Origin of the sequence: Bradyrhizobium sp. Pha-3 (genome assembly GCF_042258325.1) — a bacterium.
Lineage (GTDB): Bacteria > Pseudomonadota > Alphaproteobacteria > Rhizobiales > Xanthobacteraceae > Bradyrhizobium > Bradyrhizobium elkanii.
In genome coordinates this window covers 3,851,666-3,871,001 of sequence record NZ_CP170151.1, presented here as the reverse complement: position 1 = coordinate 3,871,001, position 19,336 = coordinate 3,851,666, and the positions used below count along the sequence as shown (strand labels likewise).

The 19,336-nt window shown below is 61.3% G+C and carries 17 protein-coding genes and 1 pseudogene; 13 read left to right on the top strand and 5 right to left on the bottom strand.

Features of this window, described 5'->3' with window-relative positions; all coding sequences use genetic code 11:
• Nucleotides 1–7: 7 nt before the first annotated feature.
• On the bottom strand, nucleotides 8–340 hold the full coding sequence (locus tag ACE10X_RS17815) for a hypothetical protein (protein ID WP_225162473.1): 333 nt from the start codon (nucleotides 338–340) through the stop codon (nucleotides 8–10).
• Nucleotides 341–566: 226 nt separating this feature from the next.
• Here ACE10X_RS17815 and ACE10X_RS17810 point away from each other — a divergent pair, with 226 nt between their 5' ends.
• Nucleotides 567–824, top strand: coding sequence for a hypothetical protein (locus tag ACE10X_RS17810; protein ID WP_225162474.1), 258 nt, complete (start codon nucleotides 567–569; stop codon nucleotides 822–824).
• A gap of 348 nt (nucleotides 825–1,172) precedes the next feature.
• Here ACE10X_RS17810 and ACE10X_RS17805 read toward each other — a convergent pair whose 3' ends face one another.
• Nucleotides 1,173–1,295, bottom strand: a complete 123-nt coding sequence (locus ACE10X_RS17805) for a hypothetical protein (protein WP_276325833.1) — start codon at nucleotides 1,293–1,295, stop codon at nucleotides 1,173–1,175.
• 22 nt (nucleotides 1,296–1,317) lie between these two features.
• On the opposite strand from ACE10X_RS17805, the pseudogene ACE10X_RS17800 reads away from it, so the two are divergent.
• Nucleotides 1,318–1,679, top strand: a pseudogene (locus ACE10X_RS17800) (SOS response-associated peptidase family protein); the annotation flags it as partial.
• A gap of 84 nt (nucleotides 1,680–1,763) precedes the next feature.
• Here the strand turns inward: ACE10X_RS17800 and ACE10X_RS17795 are convergent.
• Entirely contained in the window at nucleotides 1,764–3,278 is a 1,515-nt protein-coding gene (locus ACE10X_RS17795) for a recombinase family protein (protein WP_375764430.1), read from the bottom strand.
• A gap of 577 nt (nucleotides 3,279–3,855) precedes the next feature.
• Between ACE10X_RS17795 and ACE10X_RS17790 the strand changes: the two genes are divergently transcribed.
• Nucleotides 3,856–4,656: a TetR/AcrR family transcriptional regulator gene (locus ACE10X_RS17790; RefSeq protein WP_085970452.1), complete on the top strand. Its 801-nt coding sequence runs from the start codon at nucleotides 3,856–3,858 to the stop codon at nucleotides 4,654–4,656.
• A 7-nt stretch (nucleotides 4,657–4,663) separates the two neighbouring features.
• Here ACE10X_RS17790 and ACE10X_RS17785 read toward each other — a convergent pair whose 3' ends face one another.
• Nucleotides 4,664–5,476: an enoyl-CoA hydratase/isomerase family protein gene (locus ACE10X_RS17785; protein WP_051002560.1), complete on the bottom strand. Its 813-nt coding sequence runs from the start codon at nucleotides 5,474–5,476 to the stop codon at nucleotides 4,664–4,666.
• Nucleotides 5,477–5,545: 69 nt separating this feature from the next.
• Here ACE10X_RS17785 and ACE10X_RS17780 point away from each other — a divergent pair, with 69 nt between their 5' ends.
• The gene (locus tag ACE10X_RS17780; protein ID WP_375764429.1) at nucleotides 5,546–7,492 is read left to right on the top strand and encodes an AMP-binding protein; all 1,947 of its coding nucleotides are present in this window, start codon (nucleotides 5,546–5,548) and stop codon (nucleotides 7,490–7,492) included.
• Between the two features lie 102 nt (nucleotides 7,493–7,594).
• On the opposite strand, the gene ACE10X_RS17775 is transcribed toward ACE10X_RS17780, so the two are convergent.
• On the bottom strand, nucleotides 7,595–8,404 hold the full coding sequence (locus tag ACE10X_RS17775) for an enoyl-CoA hydratase/isomerase family protein (protein WP_057017228.1): 810 nt from the start codon (nucleotides 8,402–8,404) through the stop codon (nucleotides 7,595–7,597).
• A gap of 132 nt (nucleotides 8,405–8,536) precedes the next feature.
• Here ACE10X_RS17775 and ACE10X_RS17770 point away from each other — a divergent pair, with 132 nt between their 5' ends.
• The 9 genes from ACE10X_RS17770 (at nucleotide 8,537) to ACE10X_RS17730 (ending at nucleotide 19,281) form a co-directional block, all read left to right on the top strand.
• A complete protein-coding gene (locus ACE10X_RS17770; RefSeq protein WP_038381867.1) occupies nucleotides 8,537–10,078 on the top strand; it encodes a class I adenylate-forming enzyme family protein in 1,542 nt (513 codons plus the stop codon).
• Nucleotides 10,075–11,256 carry a thiolase gene (locus ACE10X_RS17765; protein ID WP_304555911.1) on the top strand — a complete coding sequence of 394 codons (1,182 nt, stop codon included), beginning with the start codon at nucleotides 10,075–10,077 and terminating at the stop codon, nucleotides 11,254–11,256. The genes ACE10X_RS17770 and ACE10X_RS17765 overlap by 4 nt, the downstream gene beginning before the upstream one ends.
• Entirely contained in the window at nucleotides 11,256–11,672 is a 417-nt protein-coding gene (locus ACE10X_RS17760) for a Zn-ribbon domain-containing OB-fold protein (RefSeq protein ID WP_038381881.1), read from the top strand. The genes ACE10X_RS17765 and ACE10X_RS17760 overlap by 1 nt, the downstream gene beginning before the upstream one ends.
• Nucleotides 11,673–11,839: 167 nt before the next feature.
• On the top strand, nucleotides 11,840–13,447 hold the full coding sequence (locus ACE10X_RS17755) for a carboxyl transferase domain-containing protein (RefSeq protein WP_375764428.1): 1,608 nt from the start codon (nucleotides 11,840–11,842) through the stop codon (nucleotides 13,445–13,447).
• Between the two features lie 15 nt (nucleotides 13,448–13,462).
• Nucleotides 13,463–15,457 (top strand): biotin carboxylase N-terminal domain-containing protein, encoded by a 1,995-nt coding sequence (locus ACE10X_RS17750; protein WP_375764427.1) that lies wholly within the window; start codon nucleotides 13,463–13,465, stop codon nucleotides 15,455–15,457.
• A gap of 31 nt (nucleotides 15,458–15,488) precedes the next feature.
• Complete coding sequence (locus ACE10X_RS17745) at nucleotides 15,489–16,259, top strand: enoyl-CoA hydratase/isomerase family protein (RefSeq protein ID WP_038381885.1); 771 nt, start codon at nucleotides 15,489–15,491, stop codon at nucleotides 16,257–16,259.
• Nucleotides 16,260–16,352: 93 nt separating this feature from the next.
• The gene (locus ACE10X_RS17740) at nucleotides 16,353–17,555 is read left to right on the top strand and encodes an ABC transporter substrate-binding protein (RefSeq protein ID WP_375764426.1); all 1,203 of its coding nucleotides are present in this window, start codon (nucleotides 16,353–16,355) and stop codon (nucleotides 17,553–17,555) included.
• 108 nt (nucleotides 17,556–17,663) lie between these two features.
• On the top strand, nucleotides 17,664–18,458 hold the full coding sequence (locus ACE10X_RS17735; protein WP_028342809.1) for an enoyl-CoA hydratase/isomerase family protein: 795 nt from the start codon (nucleotides 17,664–17,666) through the stop codon (nucleotides 18,456–18,458).
• A 4-nt stretch (nucleotides 18,459–18,462) separates the two neighbouring features.
• Nucleotides 18,463–19,281 (top strand): SDR family oxidoreductase, encoded by an 819-nt coding sequence (locus ACE10X_RS17730; RefSeq protein WP_038381887.1) that lies wholly within the window; start codon nucleotides 18,463–18,465, stop codon nucleotides 19,279–19,281.
• The last annotated feature ends 55 nt before the right edge of the window (nucleotides 19,282–19,336 follow it).

Genomic DNA, 19,336 nt, shown 5'->3' with positions numbered 1-19,336 from the left:
ATGGGGATCACCCGCGCAGCTGCAACGAGATCTCGGTGCTCGTGAACGTCCTCTCGGGTGTCAGCACCACCATGTCTACGACGGTCATCGAGCCCGGGTGGCTGTACACATATCTGACGTGCCAAAGCGGCCCGACGTCGGGTGAGATAACAAAATCTCCGGATTCGAGCGCGCGGGCGATCGTTCTGACTGCCACACTATTCTTTATCGGGAGGGAGAAAACTGCGTCGACAAGCGCCGCAAGGGTTACCCCATCAGCAAGGAAGGCGCGAGCAACGTTGTCCCCGTGAGCCTCCCGGAGGGCCGACACGATTGCGGCGACGGCTTCTGGGTTGTTCACTCTGCGCGCCTTGCTGAACCATGAGACGGTCAAAGGTAACCGGGCTTAACCGGTGACCTCATCCTCTTATAGGCCAGGAGCCCTTCCGTTGGTAACTCAAAGCGGACCGCCTTCACCCAGTCCGGAGCTCGCCCTTCGGCTCGATTCTGAAAAACAGCCCTTGCCGCCAGCAGGAGGCGTAAACATCTAACATGTCGAGCAACGCAATATCCCTAACGGTAACAAGATGGACCTGACCGAAATCCAGAACTACGCGATACAGGCGAGAATGGCGTTCATCGTTGGCGCGGGAACGTTTGACCGCGTGTTCGCCGGCATCCGCTTTGCGGAGATCGACGGGTATCTTCTGTATGTCTACGCAAGAGACGAATCGAGCGCAGCCGAAATCGAGGACAATTTCGCCCTGCCCATCGCAATCGTTGCGTCGCAGATCATCGGCCGGGAAATCGATGTCGTTGTCGTGCTACCGAAGGTCCTCCAGTGAGGGTCCCGCCAAGCGCCTGTTAGGCTTCTGACCGCCGCGGCGGCGCAGCTGTCGGATCGCCGCATACTGCACTTGTCCCAGCCACGGCTCGTTCGACGGCAAGAACACCGTATTGATCCGGATTTCGGGAGAGGCAGGACGGCCGTAATACAATCCCTGCCGATGTTATCGTAACTTGCAGAGCATTTTTCACCTTTCGAGTTTTTACAGGCCCATTGCAGCCGGCCGGAAAGGACCGCCCCTTGGACGGTCCTTTTCGATTCCACGGTCCGTTTCAGCGGCCATTGCGGGGATTCACCTTTGACGAAGGAGCAACTCGCTCGAGACGCGGCAGACATCTTCCGACTGCTACGGGCATTCCGCGCGATTAAGGATCGAGCCGCGCGGCGAAACGTTGTCGAGGCTGTCGAGGCAATGGCCGAAGGTCGCGTAGCCGACAAGGCCCTCGACGACAAAGGCGGAAAGCCTCATGCTTGAGCGATGTGCTGCGGGCTGGCTTAAGCCGGAGAACCGCTCCCTGGTGCCGTTCAATAGCTTCGGTGTGCTCCGGAGCCGAACCTGGAGACCAAGAAAAAGGACGTGGTTTGGTTCGCGCTTGACGACGATCGGCCGCTGACGGCCTTCGCCGGCATCTGGACCACGATCAAGGGGGTGATCGGGCACCAAGTCAAAGTCGATCCCAGGTCCTCACAACGTTTATGGCTTTTTGGCGAGGCCGGCGAACGCTGTCGTTGAGTCAATCCACCTCAAAGTCATGCCCGTTGTCCTCACTACAGACGAGGAGCGCGACGTATGGAGCGAGCGCCGTGAGATGAGGCAAGAGCGCTGCAACGACCTTTGCGGGACGATAAGCTTTGCGACTGTGAACCAGGGGACGGAACGAGGACCCGGCTACGTCATGAGCCTTGCTGTTGGCAAGCGCTCCGGAAGCGGCGCCAGTTATTTGACCTTGCGAGTTCCCGTTCGTCCAAGCGAAAGCTTTCGATGTATCCCCATTGACAGGGTATGCGGCGACTTGAAGATCTCAAAACCAAGGCGGTCTCGCGCGGCATCGCTTATTCTTACGCCATCTCTCGTATCTGGTTTGACCAAGCCTGTTTTCGGGATCAGCACGTAGTCGAGCACCGACTTGGCGTCGTTGGTCAGCCTGATGACGACGACCCACCGGCAGATCACCTTTCGAATGAATGGAATGCGGTACTGGTTTAGACACGCGGGATAGCGATATGCGCGAGCAACGCGAAAGTCCAGCAAGACCTCCCTTCCGATAAGGAGTTGATCGTCCGATGAGTTTGCTTTTATGCCGAGCGCTTTGAGATCCGCCACGATCTCCCGGCACAGCGCTCCTATCTCCCCTGCCCAATGCTCTTTCGCATCAATGTATGTATGGTCCCGTTCGGAAGTATAACCGATCAACCGGTAAGCTTCTCGAATAGTTCCGAAATGGCGAATGAAAGTGTGGAAGCTCGGCAATCCGACAGTGCTATTGATGATACCGGTGCTCAACCGTCCTCTTTTTTTGAGGGTCCGGCGCAATCGAACTAGCATTTCAGTTTCTGATACCTCGACACGCCGGTTAGCAAGAATCTTTTGGACGCGTTCGAAGGTGGACACGCTGATCACCGGGTCAATGCACCGTTCCACGCGAATCCACTGGTCGGGTGAATTGATGACTCTTGGCCCCTTGAGTTTGCGCGAGACCCGATTGTAAAGGAGGTTTCCGATAAAGGCTTCGTTTTTGAGAATGCGATAGATGAGCGCAGGATTCCAAGGGTGCCCCGTGGATGTCTGCACATTGCGGCGGTTCAGCTCTCTCGCTATCCATGCATCGCATTTTCCCTTGAGACATTGCGCGAAAATCCATTTGACGATGGCGACCTGATCCGGAGGCCCCGGCCGGATCTTCACGCGGTCGGATTGCAAAAATTTGGCTTCGCCCTTCTCCAGAAACATCTTCGGCCGCTGCTTCTGGTCAACCAGCTCGCGTCTGAGACCGTAGGTCTTCGGAGCGCCTACCGAGAACCCTTGCCGGATAACCCGCGAGTGGGAGGCATGCACCCTGGCGGATAGATCGCGACTGAAGTCGGCGGCCTGCGTTCGCTTGAGATACTTTCCCAAGGTAGAGGCCAAACTGAAGTCATTCTTGAATCCCTCGGCGCAATATTCGACCTCCACCCCGGCTTGCCGGCAGAGGAACTCGTAGTGAGCACCTTCGTCCAGATCTTGAAACCGCCCCCACCGGCTCACGTCGTATACGAGAAGCTGACCATAATCGGCTGCGCCTGTTGTGACATCGCTTATCAACCGTCGAAGGCCTGCTCGGTTCTTGATCTGAAGGCCGCTTTTGCCTTCGTCCGCATAGGTCTTGACGATCGCCAGACGGTGCGCGCTGGCGTAAGCCGCGATCACTGCCATCTGGTTTGCGATTGAGTAGACTTGCTTTTCGGTAGACATGCGAACGTACTGCGCCGCTCGCCGTTCCATGTCACCTTTTGGAAGGTGATCCTTCCTTATCGTAAGTGCATTTGCCATGGGCACCCCGACGGGGCCAGCTTACTCCATCTTTGCCATGCCCCAAAACCAACTTTGACAATATTCTCTTTGCCGTCGGGCAAATCATCGATCCAATCACACACCCGATCAATTTGCCGGCAGGCGCGGATCTCATATCGGTTCTATTTCCCGCACCGATCGGGGGCCTCGCCGAAGCGTGACGCCGGCACGCCCAAAGGTGCATCAAAGCGATAGCCGCCCCCGAGCCGGCCACTCCATGCGCTGACATCAGGAACCGGTCCCCACCGCGGGATGGTGAAAAGCCGATCTTAAGTGAGTGGCAACGTTGAATTTGGCTGAGCGCGAAAGAGGCGGCGACAGAAACGCCGCTTAGCCAGGAATGACTTCTCAACTCCCGCGGCATCGGAGGTTGTGCCGAATGTCGCCTGCCAGGCGAGCCGCCACAGCCGCGCGGCTTGCGGGCCCTGTGTTTTGATGCCGTCAGGTACCATCGGGCTGTTACCTGCCGGATATTGCCATGCTCCGCGGAATCTGCTTCGACAACGATCATTGGTTGCACGAGCCGGCAGCCTGGTATGTCGACACGGAGCTTGCGGCAGGTATGAAAACGGTGCGGTCATCCTTGCGTTCCGGTGACCGGTCTGGCCCGAGGCCGGCGGGACGTCGGCCGAAAGCCCCGTCCGCAAGCCGCGGGCGCAAGGCCGAAGCCGACAAAGGCTCTGCGGCCGCAACGCCGAAGTCAGAGCGGTCGCGGGACCTCATCCTGCATTCCGCGGCCCAGCTGTTTCGCCGCCAGGGGTTTTCGGCAACGACGCTGCGCCAGATCGCAACCAGGGCCAAGATAAAGGCCGGTAGCATCTACTACCATTTCGACTCCAAGGAGCAGATTCTCGACGAGGTGCTGGACCGTGGCCTCCGCCACGTGTTCGAGACGGTGAAGAACTCGGTCGAGCGCGCCGGAAAAGTATCGCACCGGCGCAAGATCGGTCTTGCGATCGAGGCCCACCTCGTCGCGCTCCTCGAGACGAGCGATTTCACTTCAGCCAACATTCGAATCTACGGGCAATTGCCGGAGCAACTGAAGAAGCCGCACCGGCCGCTGCGGCGCGCATACGCGGAATATTGGGACCAGCTCTTCATCGATGCCCGGCGCGCCGGCGAGATCCGCGCCGACATGGAGGTGGTGCCATTGCGTATGTTCGTGATCGGAGCTCTCAACTGGACAATCGAATGGTTCAGGCTGGAAAACAGGGATGCCGTGCTTGAATTGGCCCGTCGCACGGAGACGCTGATCTTCGAAGGCGTCAATAAGCCCTGATCCCAATCTATCTGCCCTGCCAGACCGGCTTGCGCTTCTCTGCGAACGCTTTCGGCCCTTCGATCGCATCGAGACTGGCATAGGCCTCCTCATGCAGGCGCTCGGCCGCGACGAGGCCCTGCGCAAGCCCCAGGTCCATCGCGGCTAGCACACTCGCTTTGGCCGCCTTGACCGACAATGGCGCGCCCTCGACGATTTTCCGCGCCAGCTCAAGCGCGCGTTCGCGCACGGCCTTTGGTGTATCCTCAAGCGAGTTCACGAAACCATGCGCCGCGAGCCGTTCGATCGCGATCGTCTCGCCCGTCAGAACCATCTCCATCAGTAGGGGTTGCGGCACCATCCAAAGCATCGGCACCGCCCACGGGGACCCGCGCCCCATCTTGACCTCGGTTATTCCCGCACGGGTGCCGCGCAGCCCGATCCTCAAGTCGCACTTCAGCGCAAGCATCATCCCGCCGGCCATCAAAGATCCCGTCATGGCAGCAATGATGGGCTTGGAGACCTTCCGCATCGCGTGCTGCATGGGATCACGCATCAGCGTCAGGATATCCACCCCGTCCCTCGCCCGGATTTCCGCGGCCTGCTTCAGATCCAGCCCTGCGCAGAATACCCCGCAATCCGCTGAGGTCAGGATGATCGCGCGGACCGAGGCGTCGGTTTCGACCCTGTCCCAGGCGTCGGTCAGGCCGTTCATCGCCTCGACCGAGAGCGCGTTCTTGCGTTCGGGACGGTCGATGGTCACCGTCGCGATGCCGTCTTCGACGGAATAGCGGACTTGCTCTTTTTCGGCCACGATATCTTCTTCCTTGAATTCTAACATTTGTTAGAATACATCGCCGCACGCCAGATGCAAGAACATGGCGCAGCTCTTGAGGCAGGAGGAAGCAAGATGGCGTATCTCTGGACGCCCCCCGCGGAACTGGTGGAGCAGAGCAACCTGAGCGCGTTTCTTCGCGCCACGGGGCAGCCGGACTACGACACGCTGGCGGCCAAGGCCGACGTCGATCCAGCCTGGCTCGCGCAGGAAGTGTTCGGGTTCTGTGACGTTCGCTTCTATCGCAAGCCCGAGAAGATCCTTGATCTTGCACGGGGCGAACCGTGGGCGCGCTGGTGCGTTGGCGGGACCACGAACGTCGTCCTCAATTGCATCGACAAGCACCGCGGAACTGAAGTCTGGGACAAGACATTCCTGGTCTGGGAAGGCGAAGACAGGCGCGAGCAGCGGCGACTGAGCTACGCCGAGTTCGCATCCGCTGTCGAACGGCTGGCATCGGGCCTGCGCAAGCTCGGAATCGGCAAGGGCGACGTCGTCGCGATCTACATGCCCAACCTGCCCGAAACCTTTATGGCTTTCTTTGCAATCCTGAAGATCGGGGCGATCGTGATGCCCCTGTTCTCCGGCTTCGGTCCCGACCCGATCAGGGCGCGGCTCAACCATGGTGAAGCGAAGGCCGTCATCACCGCGAACAGTACCTGGCGCCGGGGCGCGCCGGCTCCGCTGAAATCGGTTCTCGACGAGGCCCTGGAGACCGCACCAACCGTCCAGCACGTGATCGTGGCAAACCGCGGCGGGCTCGGCATCGACACCCCCATCCAGGCGGGACGCGACCACTGGTGGGATGAGATCGCCAAGGAGGAGGCAAACCTTCCGACCGTCGAGATGGACGCGGAAGATCCCGCCATCCTTCTCTACACGTCGGGTACGACCGGCGAACCAAAGGGCTGCGTGTGGACGCATATCAGCTTCATTGGCTCAATGGTGACGCGGGATATGATCATCTGCGGCGACTTCAAGCCAACGGACCTGTTTTTCTTCTTCAGCGACATGGGATGGATGGTGGGCGCGATGTGCGCCTGCATTCCAAGCTTCGCTGGCGGCAGACTGCTCGTGGCCGAGGGGACGCCCGATTATCCCGATACGGGACGCTTCTGGCGCCTGATCGCCGATCACAAGGTCACCTATCTCGGTGTTTCACCGACCATCGTGCGCGGCATGATGCGCCATGGCGATGAGGTCGAGCGGTACGACCTCTCGAGCCTGCGAATGACTGCTTCAGGCGGCGAGGCCTGGACGGAGGCACCGTGGCGATGGTTCTTCGAACACGTCTGCAAGTCGAAGATCCCGATCATCAATATCTCCGGCGGAACGGAAGTCGGCGGCTGCATCTTCACCGGTACCCCGAACCATCCAATGAACCCATGTTCGTTCTCCCGGCCGGCCCTCGGAGTCGGCGCGGATATCGTCGACATGGCAGGTAACCCTGTCCCCGACGGCGAGGTCGGCGAGCTGGTGCTGCGTCATGCATCGATCGGGCTCACCAAGAGCCTTTGGAAGGGCGACCAGCGCTATCTCGAGAGCTACTGGAATACGATTCCGGGAATCTGGGTGCATGGCGACTTTGCCATGCGCGGCAAGGACGGTCTCTATTACATTCTTGGCCGCTCGGACGACACCCTCAAGATTTCGGGCAAGCGCGTCGGTCCGGCAGAGCTCGAGGGCGTGCTGACCGCAACCGGCAAGGTCGCGGAAGCTGCCGTCTTCAGCGTCCCGCATCCGGTCAAAGGCTCCGCTATCGTTTGTGCTTGCGTGCCGAGCCCTGGTGCGAAAGACCTCCGCGCGCTGTCGGAAGAGCTTGCCCAGGCCCTGGTGCACGGAATGGGCACCTCGTATCGCCCGGAAAGGGTATTGCTGGTCGATGACCTGCCGAAGACGCGCAACATGAAGATCATGCGCCGCGTGCTTCGCGCAGTCTTCGAAGACAAGGACCCCGGCGATCTGTCGGCGCTCGCCAACCCCGAGGCGATCGACCATATCCGTCAGAAGCTCAAGGGATAGCTGCTGGCCCGGATTGGCCCGGACCAGGCGACGTCGCATGGTGTGAAGTGAGACATCAAGGCAACCACTCAGGTCGGTTGCCTTGACGGGGATCAGACGATCCTAGATCGGGCAATCCTTGGGGAAAGCTGGCTTGCGCTTCTCAAGGTGCGAGGCCAGGCCTTCGCGGGCCTCATTGCCGGCAAAGCCGAGGATTTCGAGGGCGGTTGACGTGTCGAACAGCGGCCCGTTGACGCGAAGCCAGTTGTTCAACGCATATTTGGTCCAGCGGATCGCACTCTGTGCACCGGTGGCAAGATCCTGCGCCGTTTCCAATGCGATGCCTTGCAGCTCCGCATCTTCGACGCACAGCGAAACCAGGCCGATCCGCTCGGCTTCCTCACCCGACAGCGGCTTGCAAGTGAGCAGATAGTACTTTGCCTTCGCCAGTCCACAGAGCAGCGGCCAGATGATACAGGCGACGTCGCCAGCGGCGACACCGAGCCGGGTGTGGCCGTCCACGATCCGCGCCGATTTGCCACAGATCGACACGTCGGCAAGGATCCCGACGACGAGGCCGGCGCCCACGGCGACGCCGTTGATCGCCGAGATGATTGGCTTGTTGCAGTTGATGACGTTGTAGACGAGATCCTTGGCCTCTTTCCAGGTCGCCATCCGCGCGGCCGGATTGTCGAGCAGTGACTTGATCAGCTCGAAATCGCCGCCCGCCGAGAATGCCTTGCCCGCCCCCGTGACAATCACGGCGCTGATGTCGGGATCGCTGTCGATGTCTCTCCAGATGTGAGTGAGCTGTGTATGGGTCTCGGCGTCGACGGAGTTATAGGTCTCCGGCCGGTCGAAGGTGATCCGAAGGATCCGTTCAGCCGGATAGTCGAGCTTCAACCTCGTGTAGGCCGCGTACCGATTGGACATATTGATCTTCCCGCTTTTGGCGCCTAAGAAGCGCTACCAATTATTTCTAACAGATGTTAGAATTTGTAGTCGGCCGGCGCAAGCGCTGGCTCGAAACAAGAATGTCGAAAGACAGCGCTCGAGGAAACGTGGATGGAAACCGGGCTCAATATCCAGACAGGCGGCGGATCCGGCATCGGAACCGTCGGTGCACTGTTCGAGGCCTGTGCGGAGCTTCATGCCAACAGGCCTGCGATCGAATACCGCGGCCAGCACGTGACCTATGGGGAGTTGCGCGACCGGGTCCGTCGGTTGACTGTCCTGCTTGCCGCGCGGGGCCTGCAACGTGGCGACCGGCTTGGCCTGCTGTCGCGCAACCGTCCCGAATATCTCGAGATCGAGTTGGCGGCCGCCAATCTCGGGATCATCACGGCTTGCCTTAACTGGCGGTTGTCGGAGCGCGAACTCTCCTATTGCATCGAACTGGTGTCGCCCAAGCTGCTGCTGGTCGAGGCCGACCTCGCAGCAAGCCTCCCGCCGGCCGCGAAGGCGAATCCAATCCTGGAGATCGGATCTCAATACGAAAGCGAGCTTACGCGAGCAGACGGGCGGGCATCCCCGTCTGTCGCCCAACCGGAAGATGGGCTCGTCATTCTCTACACCAGCGGAACGACCGGCCTGCCGAAAGGTGCCGTGATTTCGCACCGCGCGATGGTCATGCGGGCGTTGGTGTTCTCCTCCGAACTCGGTATCGCTCCGCACGACACATTCGTCGCATGGGCCCCCCTGTTCCACATGGCCTCGACCGATCATGCGCTCGCCACCCTGCTGCGCGGCGGAATTGTCGTTGTGATCGACGGCTTCCAGCTGGAACCGCTGCTGACGGCCGTTTCCCAACACGACATCGGCTGGCTGGTCCTCATTCCCGGCATGGTGGAGGCGCTTATCGATGGTCTGAAAGCGCAACACACCAAGGTGAAGGGAGTGCGGGTGTGCGGAGCCATGGCGGATCTGGTCGCCCCGCACGCCATTGCCGAGGTCACCGAAATGCTCGGCGCCCCCTATCTCAACAGCTTCGGCTCGACCGAGACCGGCCTGCCGCCGGCGACGCGGGCGCTGATTGCGCCAGGCGATGTGCCGGCCAGCCTGTCCAAGCGGCAAAATGCGTTCTGCCAGATCAAGCTGGTGGACACCTCCGACAACGAGGTCGCGCCCGGCGAGCCCGGCGAGTTGGCCATCCGCAGCCCGACACTATTCTCCGGCTATTGGCGCGCGGACGAGACCAACACGCGCGACTTCCGCGGCGGCTGGTTTCACATGGGCGACGTGTTCAGGCGCAACGCCGACGGATCGCTCGATTTCGTCGACCGCGCCAAATACCTGATCAAGTCTGGCGGCGAGAATATCTATCCCGCCGAAATCGAACGCGTCCTGCTAGGCGACGATCGGATCGCGGAAGTCGCAGTGGTCCGCGCTGCCGACCCGAGGTGGGGAGAGGCCCCCGTCGCCTTTGTCGCGTGCCGCGAAGGGGCTGCAATGACGGTAGCCGAGCTCACCGAACTGTGCCGACGCGAGCTGGCGAGCTACAAGCGGCCGCGCGAATTCCGTTTCATTGCCTTCGGTGAATTCCCTCGCTCGACAAGTGGCAAGGTCCAGCGCCACGAACTCGAACGCCTGTTGAAAGCTTCCACATGAGCGACACCAGCCTGAGAGGAAAGGTTGCCGTCATCGGCATCGGATTGTCGGCGGTCGGCAAGGTGCCAGGCCGCAGTCCACTCTCGCTTGCGGCAGAGGCCGCGGCAAACGCACTCGCCGACGCCGGCCTCGCCAAGAGCCAGGTGGACGGCGTACTGTCGAGCCATGCCTTCGCCTCCCCGTTCCATCGCTTCAGCGTTGCCTTCAGCGAATATTTTGGAATCCGTCCGATCTTCTCGAACACGTTGCAGGTGTCCGGCGCCACGGCGGCAACGATGTTCAGCATTGGTGCGGCCGCCGTTCACGGCGGCCTCGCCAAGGTAGTGCTGCTGGTCGCGGCCGACAGTCTGATGACGGGGCTGACGCCTGATCTGGCGCTTCGTTCGCTCACCGAAAGCCGGGATCAGCAATACGAGATGCCGTTCGGCATTCCGGTTGCCAACACTTTCGCAATGACCGCGCACCGGCATATGAGGGAGTTCGGCACCACGCCCGAGCAGTTGGCGGAGGTCGCCGTCGTGCACAGGCGTCACGCGGCGCGGACCCCCGGCGCGCAGCAGACGACACCGATCACCGCAGCGGACGTGCTCAATTCGCCTATGGTCACCACGCCCTATCACAAGCTCGACTGTTCGCTGATCTCGGACGGTGGCGCGGCATTTGTCCTCACGTCGGCCGAGCATGCGAAGGCCCTCGGGATCGAGAAGCCAATTTTCGTCCTCGGTTGCGGCGAATGCTACACCCACGAGCACATCTTCCTGATGCCGTCCCTGACCACGACCGGTGCCGTCGAATCCAGCCGGCGGGCCTACGCAATGGCCGGCTACCAGCCGCGCGATATGGATGTCGCCGGCATCTATGACTGCTTCACGGGCACCGTGGTGATGATGCTTGAGGACCTCGGCTTCTGCCGGAAGGGTGAAGGCGGCCCGTTCGTCGCCGACGGACAAATGAGCTACGGCGGCCAAATACCCTCCAACACCCATGGCGGCCTGCTGTCATTCGCGCATTCCGGAATGCCTGGCGCCCTGTTCCACTTCCATGAGGTGATCGCGCAGCTGCGTGGGCAATGCGGCGAGCGGCAGGTCGACGGCGCCACGCTCGGGCTGGTGCACAGCCTCGGAGCGGGATTCGCCACCAATGCCACGGCCATTCTGGGCACTGAGGGAACGCTGTGATGGCATCCGAGAATTCCACCCGAAAGCCCCTGCCCGCTCCGGATGCCGATACGACCGCATTCTGGCATGGCTTGCGCCACGGCAAGCTCCTGCTGCAGCACTGCCGCCGATGCCGCAACGTGCAGTACTACCAGCAAACCACATGTCGCGAGTGCGGCGGCGATGAGCTCGTGCACAGGCCCGCGACCGGCCGCGGCAAGGTGCACTCCTTCAGCGTGGTCTATCGGGCTCCCGGCCCCGCATTCAAGGCGGATGTCCCTTATGCCGTGCTGCTCGTCGAACTCGACGAAGGGCCGCGCATGATCAGCACCCTGACGGGGAGCGATCCGGCGGATGTCACCTTCGACATGGAGGTCGAGCTCGCATTCGACCAGGTCTCCGACGACATAACTCTGCCGCGCTTCCGGAAAGCCTGAGGGATCCGCATGAGTTCTGCTTGCATCCGCGCGCGATCAATTCTAACACTTGTTAGAATTTTGCGCCTCCTCGATTTTGTGGCGCTCGCACCGCCGACCCACCGGTCGATTTACACCAGCGGCAGGTCACCGACGGGCTTGCCGCGCAGCCGCCAGGACCATTCGCAATGGCAATCATGAAATCGGACGTCGTCACCTCGACCGAGGACTACGCTCGCAACCGCAGCGCCTACGCCGAACGCGTTGCGGATCTCAGGCTGCGCCGGGCCGCGGCAGCACTGGGCGGTCCGGAACGGGCACGCAAGCTTCACAAGGAACGCGATCAGCTGCTGCCGCGCGAGCGGATCGCGGCGCTGATCGATCCCGGATCACCGTTCCTCGAATTCTGTCAGTTGGCCGGCGACGGCCTTTACGAAGGCGTGCCGCCCGGCGGCAGCATCATTACCGGCGTTGGAATGATCTCCGATCGTCCCTGCATGATCATCGCCAACGAGCCCACCGTAAAGGGCGGCACCTATTACGGTATCACCTGCAAGAAGCATGTTCGTGCGCAGCGCTTCGCCTGGCAGCACCGCCTGCCCTGCGTGACCCTGGTCCAATCCGGCGGCGCCAACCTGCCCGACCAGCCCAATATCTTCCCTGACGATGGCCAGTTTGGCTCGATCTTCTACAACCAGGTGAGGATGTCGGCTGAAGGCATCCCGCAAATTGCGGTGGTGCACGGTCCCTCTACCGCGGGCGGCGCCTACATTCCCGCGTTGAGCGACGAGACCGTCATCATCAGAAACCAGGGCGCCATGTTCCTCGGCGGGCCGCAGCTGGTCTATGCGGCGACCCGCGAAGAGGTCGGCATCGAGGCACTCGGCGGCGGCGAGATGCATAGCCGAGTGAGCGGTGTCACTGACCATCTCGCCGAGAACGACGCCCATGCAATTGCCATCACGCGCGAGATCGTCGCCAGTCTCGGCGAGATTCCCCGGCAAACCCGGACCGTCGCCCCGGTGCGCGAGCCACACTTCGACCCCAACGAAATCTACGGCCTGATCAGTTCGGATCCGCGCATTCCCACCAATAATCGCGATGTCCTTGCGCGTCTCGTCGACGGCAGTGAATTCCATGAGTTCAAGCCGCTCTATGGCGATACGCTGGTGACCGGCTTTGTGCGAATCATGGGCTTCGAGATCGGCATTCTCTGCAACAACGGCGTGCTGTTCTCCGAAAGCGCGCTGAAAGCGACGCACTTTATCGAGCTGTGCTGCAAGCGCGACATCCCGCTGCTGTTCATGGCGGATGTCACGGGCTTCATGGTTGGCCGTGAAGCCGAGGAAGGCGGCATCACCAAGAACGGCGCAAAAATGATCACGGCAATGGCAAGCGCCAATGTCCCGAAATACACGCTCATCATGGGTAACGCCTACGGCGCGGGCTACCTCGCGATGTGCGGCCGGGCGTTCCGGCCAAACGCCATGATGATGTGGCCAAATGCCCGTTCCGCCATCATGGGTCCCGACCAGGCCGCGACCACGCTCGCGATGGTTCGCGACGAGGTGCACAAACGCGAGGGCACGAGTTGGACGGACGCTGAGCGCGAGGCCTACATGGCGCCGACCCGGCGAACGTTCGAGGATTTCGCCAATGCCTACAATTTCGCCCGCAACACCTGGTGCGACATGGTGATCGATCCGCTCGAAACCCGCAGCGTGATGGCGCTGCTGCTTGACCTCGCCGGGCGCGTCCCGCGTCAGCACACCGATTTCGGCGTGTTCCGGATGTAGACGAAGGGGGTCGCCATGTTCAGGAAAATTCTGATTGCCAATCGAGGCGAAATCGCCTGCCGCATCGCCCGCACCTGTCAACGGCTCGGCGTTGCGGTTTCCACCGTGCACTCCACCGCAGATGCCGACGCCTTGCACGTCAGGGTTATCGGTGAATCCATCGGGATCGGCGGCGCGCCGGCATCGGAAAGCTATCTGCGGATCGATGCCATCATCGCCGCCGCGAAAACCACCGGCGCGGAAGCGATCCATCCTGGCTTCGGCTTCCTGGCGGAAAACACCGATTTTGCCCGCGCGGTCGAAGCAGCCGGACTGGTATTCATCGGACCGACGCCGGATACCATCGAGCGGCTGGGCGACAAGGCATCCGCGAAGCGGGAAGCCGTCACCGCCGGTGTCCCCACGGTACCCGGAAGCGAAGCTCCGAGCGAGGATCGCCTCGAAGTCGAACGCAGCGTCCGCTGGCTCGCACTGCCGGTCATGCTCAAGGCCGCGGCCGGCGGCGGTGGCAAGGGAATGCGGGCGATCTCGACCTATGACGGACTTGCCGACGAAATCGAGTCCGCGATGCGTGAGGCAAGGAATGCTTTCGGCGACCCAAGGCTGATCGTCGAGAAACTGATCCTGCAAGGCAGGCACATCGAGGTGCAAATCGCGGGTGACGGCGACGGCAACGTGATCCACCTGTTCGAACGTGAATGCACGCTGCAGCGTCGCCACCAGAAGCTCATCGAGGAAGCGCCAGCTGCCAACCTGGCTCCCGCCTTACGCCAGCGTATCCTCGACGACGCTGTCCGGCTCGGACGCAGGCTCAGATATCGTGGCGTCGGCACGGTCGAATTCATCGTCACCGGCACCGACCATTATTTCCTGGAGGTCAATCCCCGGCTCCAGGTCGAGCATCCCGTAACCGAGATGGTTACCGGCATCGACATCGTCGAGGCCATGCTCCGCATCGCCGCTGGCGAAGGCCTGCCGGTGAAGCAGGGCGAAGTGTTGTGCCAGGGCCACGCGATCGAGGCGCGGATCTGCGCCGAAGATCCGAATGACAGCTTCATGCCATCCACTGGAGAGCTCGCCCATGTCAGGTTCCCGTCCAGCGACATTCGCGTCGAGACCGGCGTCGAAAGTGGGTCGATCGTTACGCCCTATTACGACTCGATGCTCGCCAAGCTGATTGCTCATGCCGCCTCCCGCGATCAGACGCTCGACCAACTCGATCGCGCGCTCGGTGAAACCTCGATCTTCGGTGTCGTCACCAACCGGGATTTTCTCCGGCGATTGATCGCCTTGCCCGCGACCCGGGCCGCGACTTTTCATACCCGTCTGATCGACGAACAGACCGATGCGCTCGCGGCCACCGCTGGCGACATTGACCCGGAAGCGCTGGCGGTTGGTGCGTATTTCTGGATGATGCGCCAGCGCGCTGCCGCCTCCGGCAACTCCTGGCAGTCCAGCAGCTTGACCGGCTGGCAGATGGCGGCAGCCGATGACGGCTTGTCACCGATCCCCATTCTCCACCTCGAGGCCGCAGGCGGCAGCGCGGAGATCCGCTTTGCGCCCTTGCGGCCAGATGGCTCGATGCTGATCGGTGTCGACGATGACAGGATTCGGGTGCAGCTTTCGCCGCTTGCCGATGACATGTTCGCCGCCGCAGTCAACGCGCGCTGCGAGACCGTGCGGATCGTACAGAACGACCAGGCAATCTTCGTGCACGATCCGCGCCGCGCCCATACCATGACCGCGATCCCCTACCTCAGATACATCAGCACCGACGCCGAGATCAGCGGCGAACTGCGCGCCCCGATGACCGGCGTGGTGTTGAAGATCAACGTCACGGTCGGTAGCCGCGTGAAGGCAGGCGATCCGACCGTTGTCATGGAATCCATGAAGATGGAACTGCGCATTGCCAGCGAGGTGGACGGCGTCGTGACCGCCGTCCACTTCAAACCCGGCGACACCGTCGAGCGAAACGCCGTCGTCGCCGTCGTCGAGCCTGACCCGCAATAGCCACCTCCTCACGAACCCTTCAGGAAAGCACATGTTACGATTGGGAAGTGTAAATTATGACGTTCATGGCAACATCGCGATCCTGACGCTCGACGAACCCAACAAGCTGAACGCACTGACCAGCGGCATTCGCATAGGCATCCGTCAAGGACTACAGCGGGCCGACCAGGACGATGCGGTACGTGTCAGCATCATCACCGGCGCCGGTGGCAAGGCATTCTGCGCTGGCGCCGATATCGGCACCTTCGATTTTGATCCGGAGAAAGCGCGCGCGTTCTTCATCGACGCCATGGAGGTCCTGAGCGCTCCCGAACGGGCACTCAAGCCGGTGATCGCCGCGGTCAACGGAATAGCCTATGGCGGTGGATTTGAGCTCGCCATTGCATCCGACTTCATCGTGGCGGCCGAGAGCGCTCGCTTTGCCGTACCCGAGATCAAGCTCGGGCTGCTGCCCGGCTTCGCTATCGTTCGGCTTCAGGACATCGTCGGGCGCGCAAAAGCCAAGGAAATGAGCATCCTCGGCGACCCTGTCGACGCCGCGGAAGCAAGTCGTCTTGGGCTCGTGTCGCGCGTCGTTCCCGACGAACGTCTTCTCGCCGACGCAATCGCGTTCGCGCAACGCATCGCCTCACAGCCTCGCCTTGCCGTGCAGATGGCCAAGTCCTTTTACAATCGCGGTCTTGGCGGCAACGAGATGCGCCATGCGATCGATGGGTTTCCGTTCCTGCTGATGCACGCCGATGCACGCGAAGGCATCAATGCATTCCGGGAAAAGCGCGAGCCGCGATTCGATAAGACGTAGCTGTAACAACTGCGTCCGGCCCGACCACATCGTCGCGCAGACATCTGGGCGGCCGACCATTCCACTGTCCGATAAAACAATGAGGGAGAACACGTGAAGAGGAATTTCCTGGCCCTGGCCATCCTGGTTGCGACAGCGTCGACCGCCTCCGCCCAAATCTCGAATGACGTGGTCCGGATTGGCGTGCTGACCGACCTGTCAAGCTGGGGACGCGACAACAGCGGTCCCGGCTCGGTCGAGGCGGCGAAAATGGCCGTTGAGGAATTTGGCCCGACAGTGCTCGGAAAGCCAATCGAGATCGTCAGCGCCGACCACCAGATGAAGACCGACGTCGGCCTGCAGATTGTTCGCGACTGGTTCGACAACGGCAAGGTCGACGCGGTAGCGGACATTCCGAACTCGGGAATTGCGATCGCCGTTCACAATATGGTGCGGGAGCGCAACAAGATCGCGCTGCTGTCCGGCCCGGGCGCGAGCTCCCTGACCGACGAATTGTGCAGCCCCAACACCGTACATTTTTCTTACGATACCTACGCGCTATCCAAAGTGACAGCGTCGGCTGTTATCAAGGAGGGTGGCAAGTCCTGGTTTTTTGTCACCGCCGACTACGCGTTCGGCCAGCAACTTGAGAAAGACGCGACGCGCTTCATCAAGGAGCTGGACGGCAAGGTACTCGGCAACGTGCGGCATCCGACCAACACAGCCGACTTCTCGTCTTTTGTACTGCAGGCGCAAAACTCCAAGGCGGATGTTGTGGCCTTTGCCAATGCTGGCCAGGACACCGACAATGCCATCAAGCAATCCGGTGAATTCGGCCTGGTTCAGGCCGGCCAGAAGCTTGTTGGCCTGCTGATGTTCGATACCGACGTGCACGCTGTCGGCCTGCAGGCCGCACAAGGCACTTACATGACGACGGCCTCCTACTGGAACATGGATGACAAGACCCGCGCCTGGTCAAAGAGGTTCTTCACCCGGACCAACGTCATGCCGACCATGATTCACACCGGCGTCTACGGCTCTGTGCTGCACTATCTCAAGGCGATCAAGGCCGCCGGCACAGATGATCCCGCCGCGGTCATGGCCAAGATGCGCGAACTTCCGGTCGAGGACACATTCGTACATGGCGCCAAGCTGCGCGAGGACGGGCGGGTCATCCGTGACATGTACCTGGCGCGCGTGAAGAAGCCATCAGATTCGAAGGAGCCGTGGGACTATCTCGATATCGTCAAGACAATCCGGGGTGAAGACGCCTATCGGCCTGTCAGCGAGTCGAAGTGCGCGCTTCTCAAGAAGTGAACCGACCTGATCGGCGCAAAGAGCGAGCGAAGGCCACTGCTTGGCCGGGCGGATTTTGGGAAACAAGTAAGGCAATTCATTGCCGAACATCGGAAGGACCATCAGTTCGTGACCACAGCATCATCTCCAATCGAACTCGTCGTTGCCGACAGGATCGGGACGATTTGGCTGAACCGGCCGGAGCGAGGCAATGGGATCGAGCTCGGGCTGGCGACTGCGCTCAGGGCAGCTGCCTTCGACCTCGAACGTGACGCCAGCGTCAAGGTCGTCGTCATCCGAGGCCGCGGAGCAAATTTCTCGGTCGGCGGAGATCTTCGAGCTTTCTCCGCTGCCGGCGCCACCTTCCCGCGGCTTGCAATGGACATCATCACTGCTTTCCACGACGCACTCGTTTCACTGAGACGCTCAGGAAAGCCGGCTATCGCCGCAGTGCACGGGGCTTGCGCCGGCGGAGCAATGTCCCTGGCGTTGGCCTGTGATTTCGTTCTAGCCGCCGACACGGCACATTTTTCAGTGGCGTACCGGCGGCTGGGCGTTCCCGCCGATGGCGGCATGAGTCACTCGCTGACGCGCCTGGCGGGGCCAAGACGAGCGCTGGAGTTGATGCTCCTCTCTGACCGCACAAGCCCAAGCGAGGCACTGTCGCGCGGATTGATCACGAGAGTATGTGCAGAGCAGGAGCTCGAGGCCGAGCTGACCCGAATGGCGCGGGCGCTAGCCGATAACTCACCCGCCGCAAGCCGTGCGGTGAAAGCCCTGGTCTGGAGCGCCGATACCGCAACGTTCGACGAACAACTGTCGGCCGAGCTAGCTTCATTCGTCGACTGCGCCTCCTCGGCGGACTTTCGCGAGGGCATGAAGGCGTTCAACGAGAGGCGGCCGCCAATATTCGCAGGAGAGTGAGAAGATGGGATCCCTGGACGGTAAGGTCGTTTTCATTACAGGCGCGAGCCGCGGCATAGGCCGGGAGATCGCGCTCAAATTCGCATCGGAAGGAGCGCGAGTTGCGCTCGCAGCCAAATCGAGCGAGCCCCATCCCACCCTTTCCGGAACTATCCATACAGTGGCCGAGGAGATCCGTAAGCTCGGTACCGCCGCCCTTCCCCTCCGTGTCGATGTGCGCGACGCAGACGCACTCGCAAACGCCATCGAAAGGACGGTTCAGGAATTCGGCGGATTGGACATCCTCGTGAACAATGCCAGCGCCATCAGTCCGACCGGCCTCCTCGATACGCCGGCCAGGAAGTTCGATTTGCTGAGTGCGGTGAACGGCAGGGCGACCTACATCTGTGCCTATCATGCTGTACCGCACCTGAAGCGGTCGTCAAATCCCCACGTTCTCACCTTGTCACCGCCACTGCCGAAGTCGGCAATCTGGCTCGGCAAGTATCCGGCGTACGCCACCTCGAAGTACAGCATGACGATGTACACGCTGGCGCTGGCCGAGGAATTTCGATCGTTTGGAATTGCCGCCAATGCTCTTTGGCCAAAGACCATGATTGCAACCGACGCCGTGCGCGTGCATTACCAGTCGGATTATCGCCGCAGCCGCTCGCCTTCAATCATGGCCGATGCGGCACACTTCATCGTTACGCAAGACAGCCGCGCATTCTCGGGCAAGACCTTGATCGACGAGGAGGTTTTGCGTTTGCAGGGTGTCGACGACCTGTCGGTCTATGCAATAGATCCTGCCAGCCAGCTTGCGCCAGACATCTTGATCGAATGACTGCAGCAACGATCAGGGAAAGCTTCCCGGCAGGGAAGCATCGGGGTACTCGGAC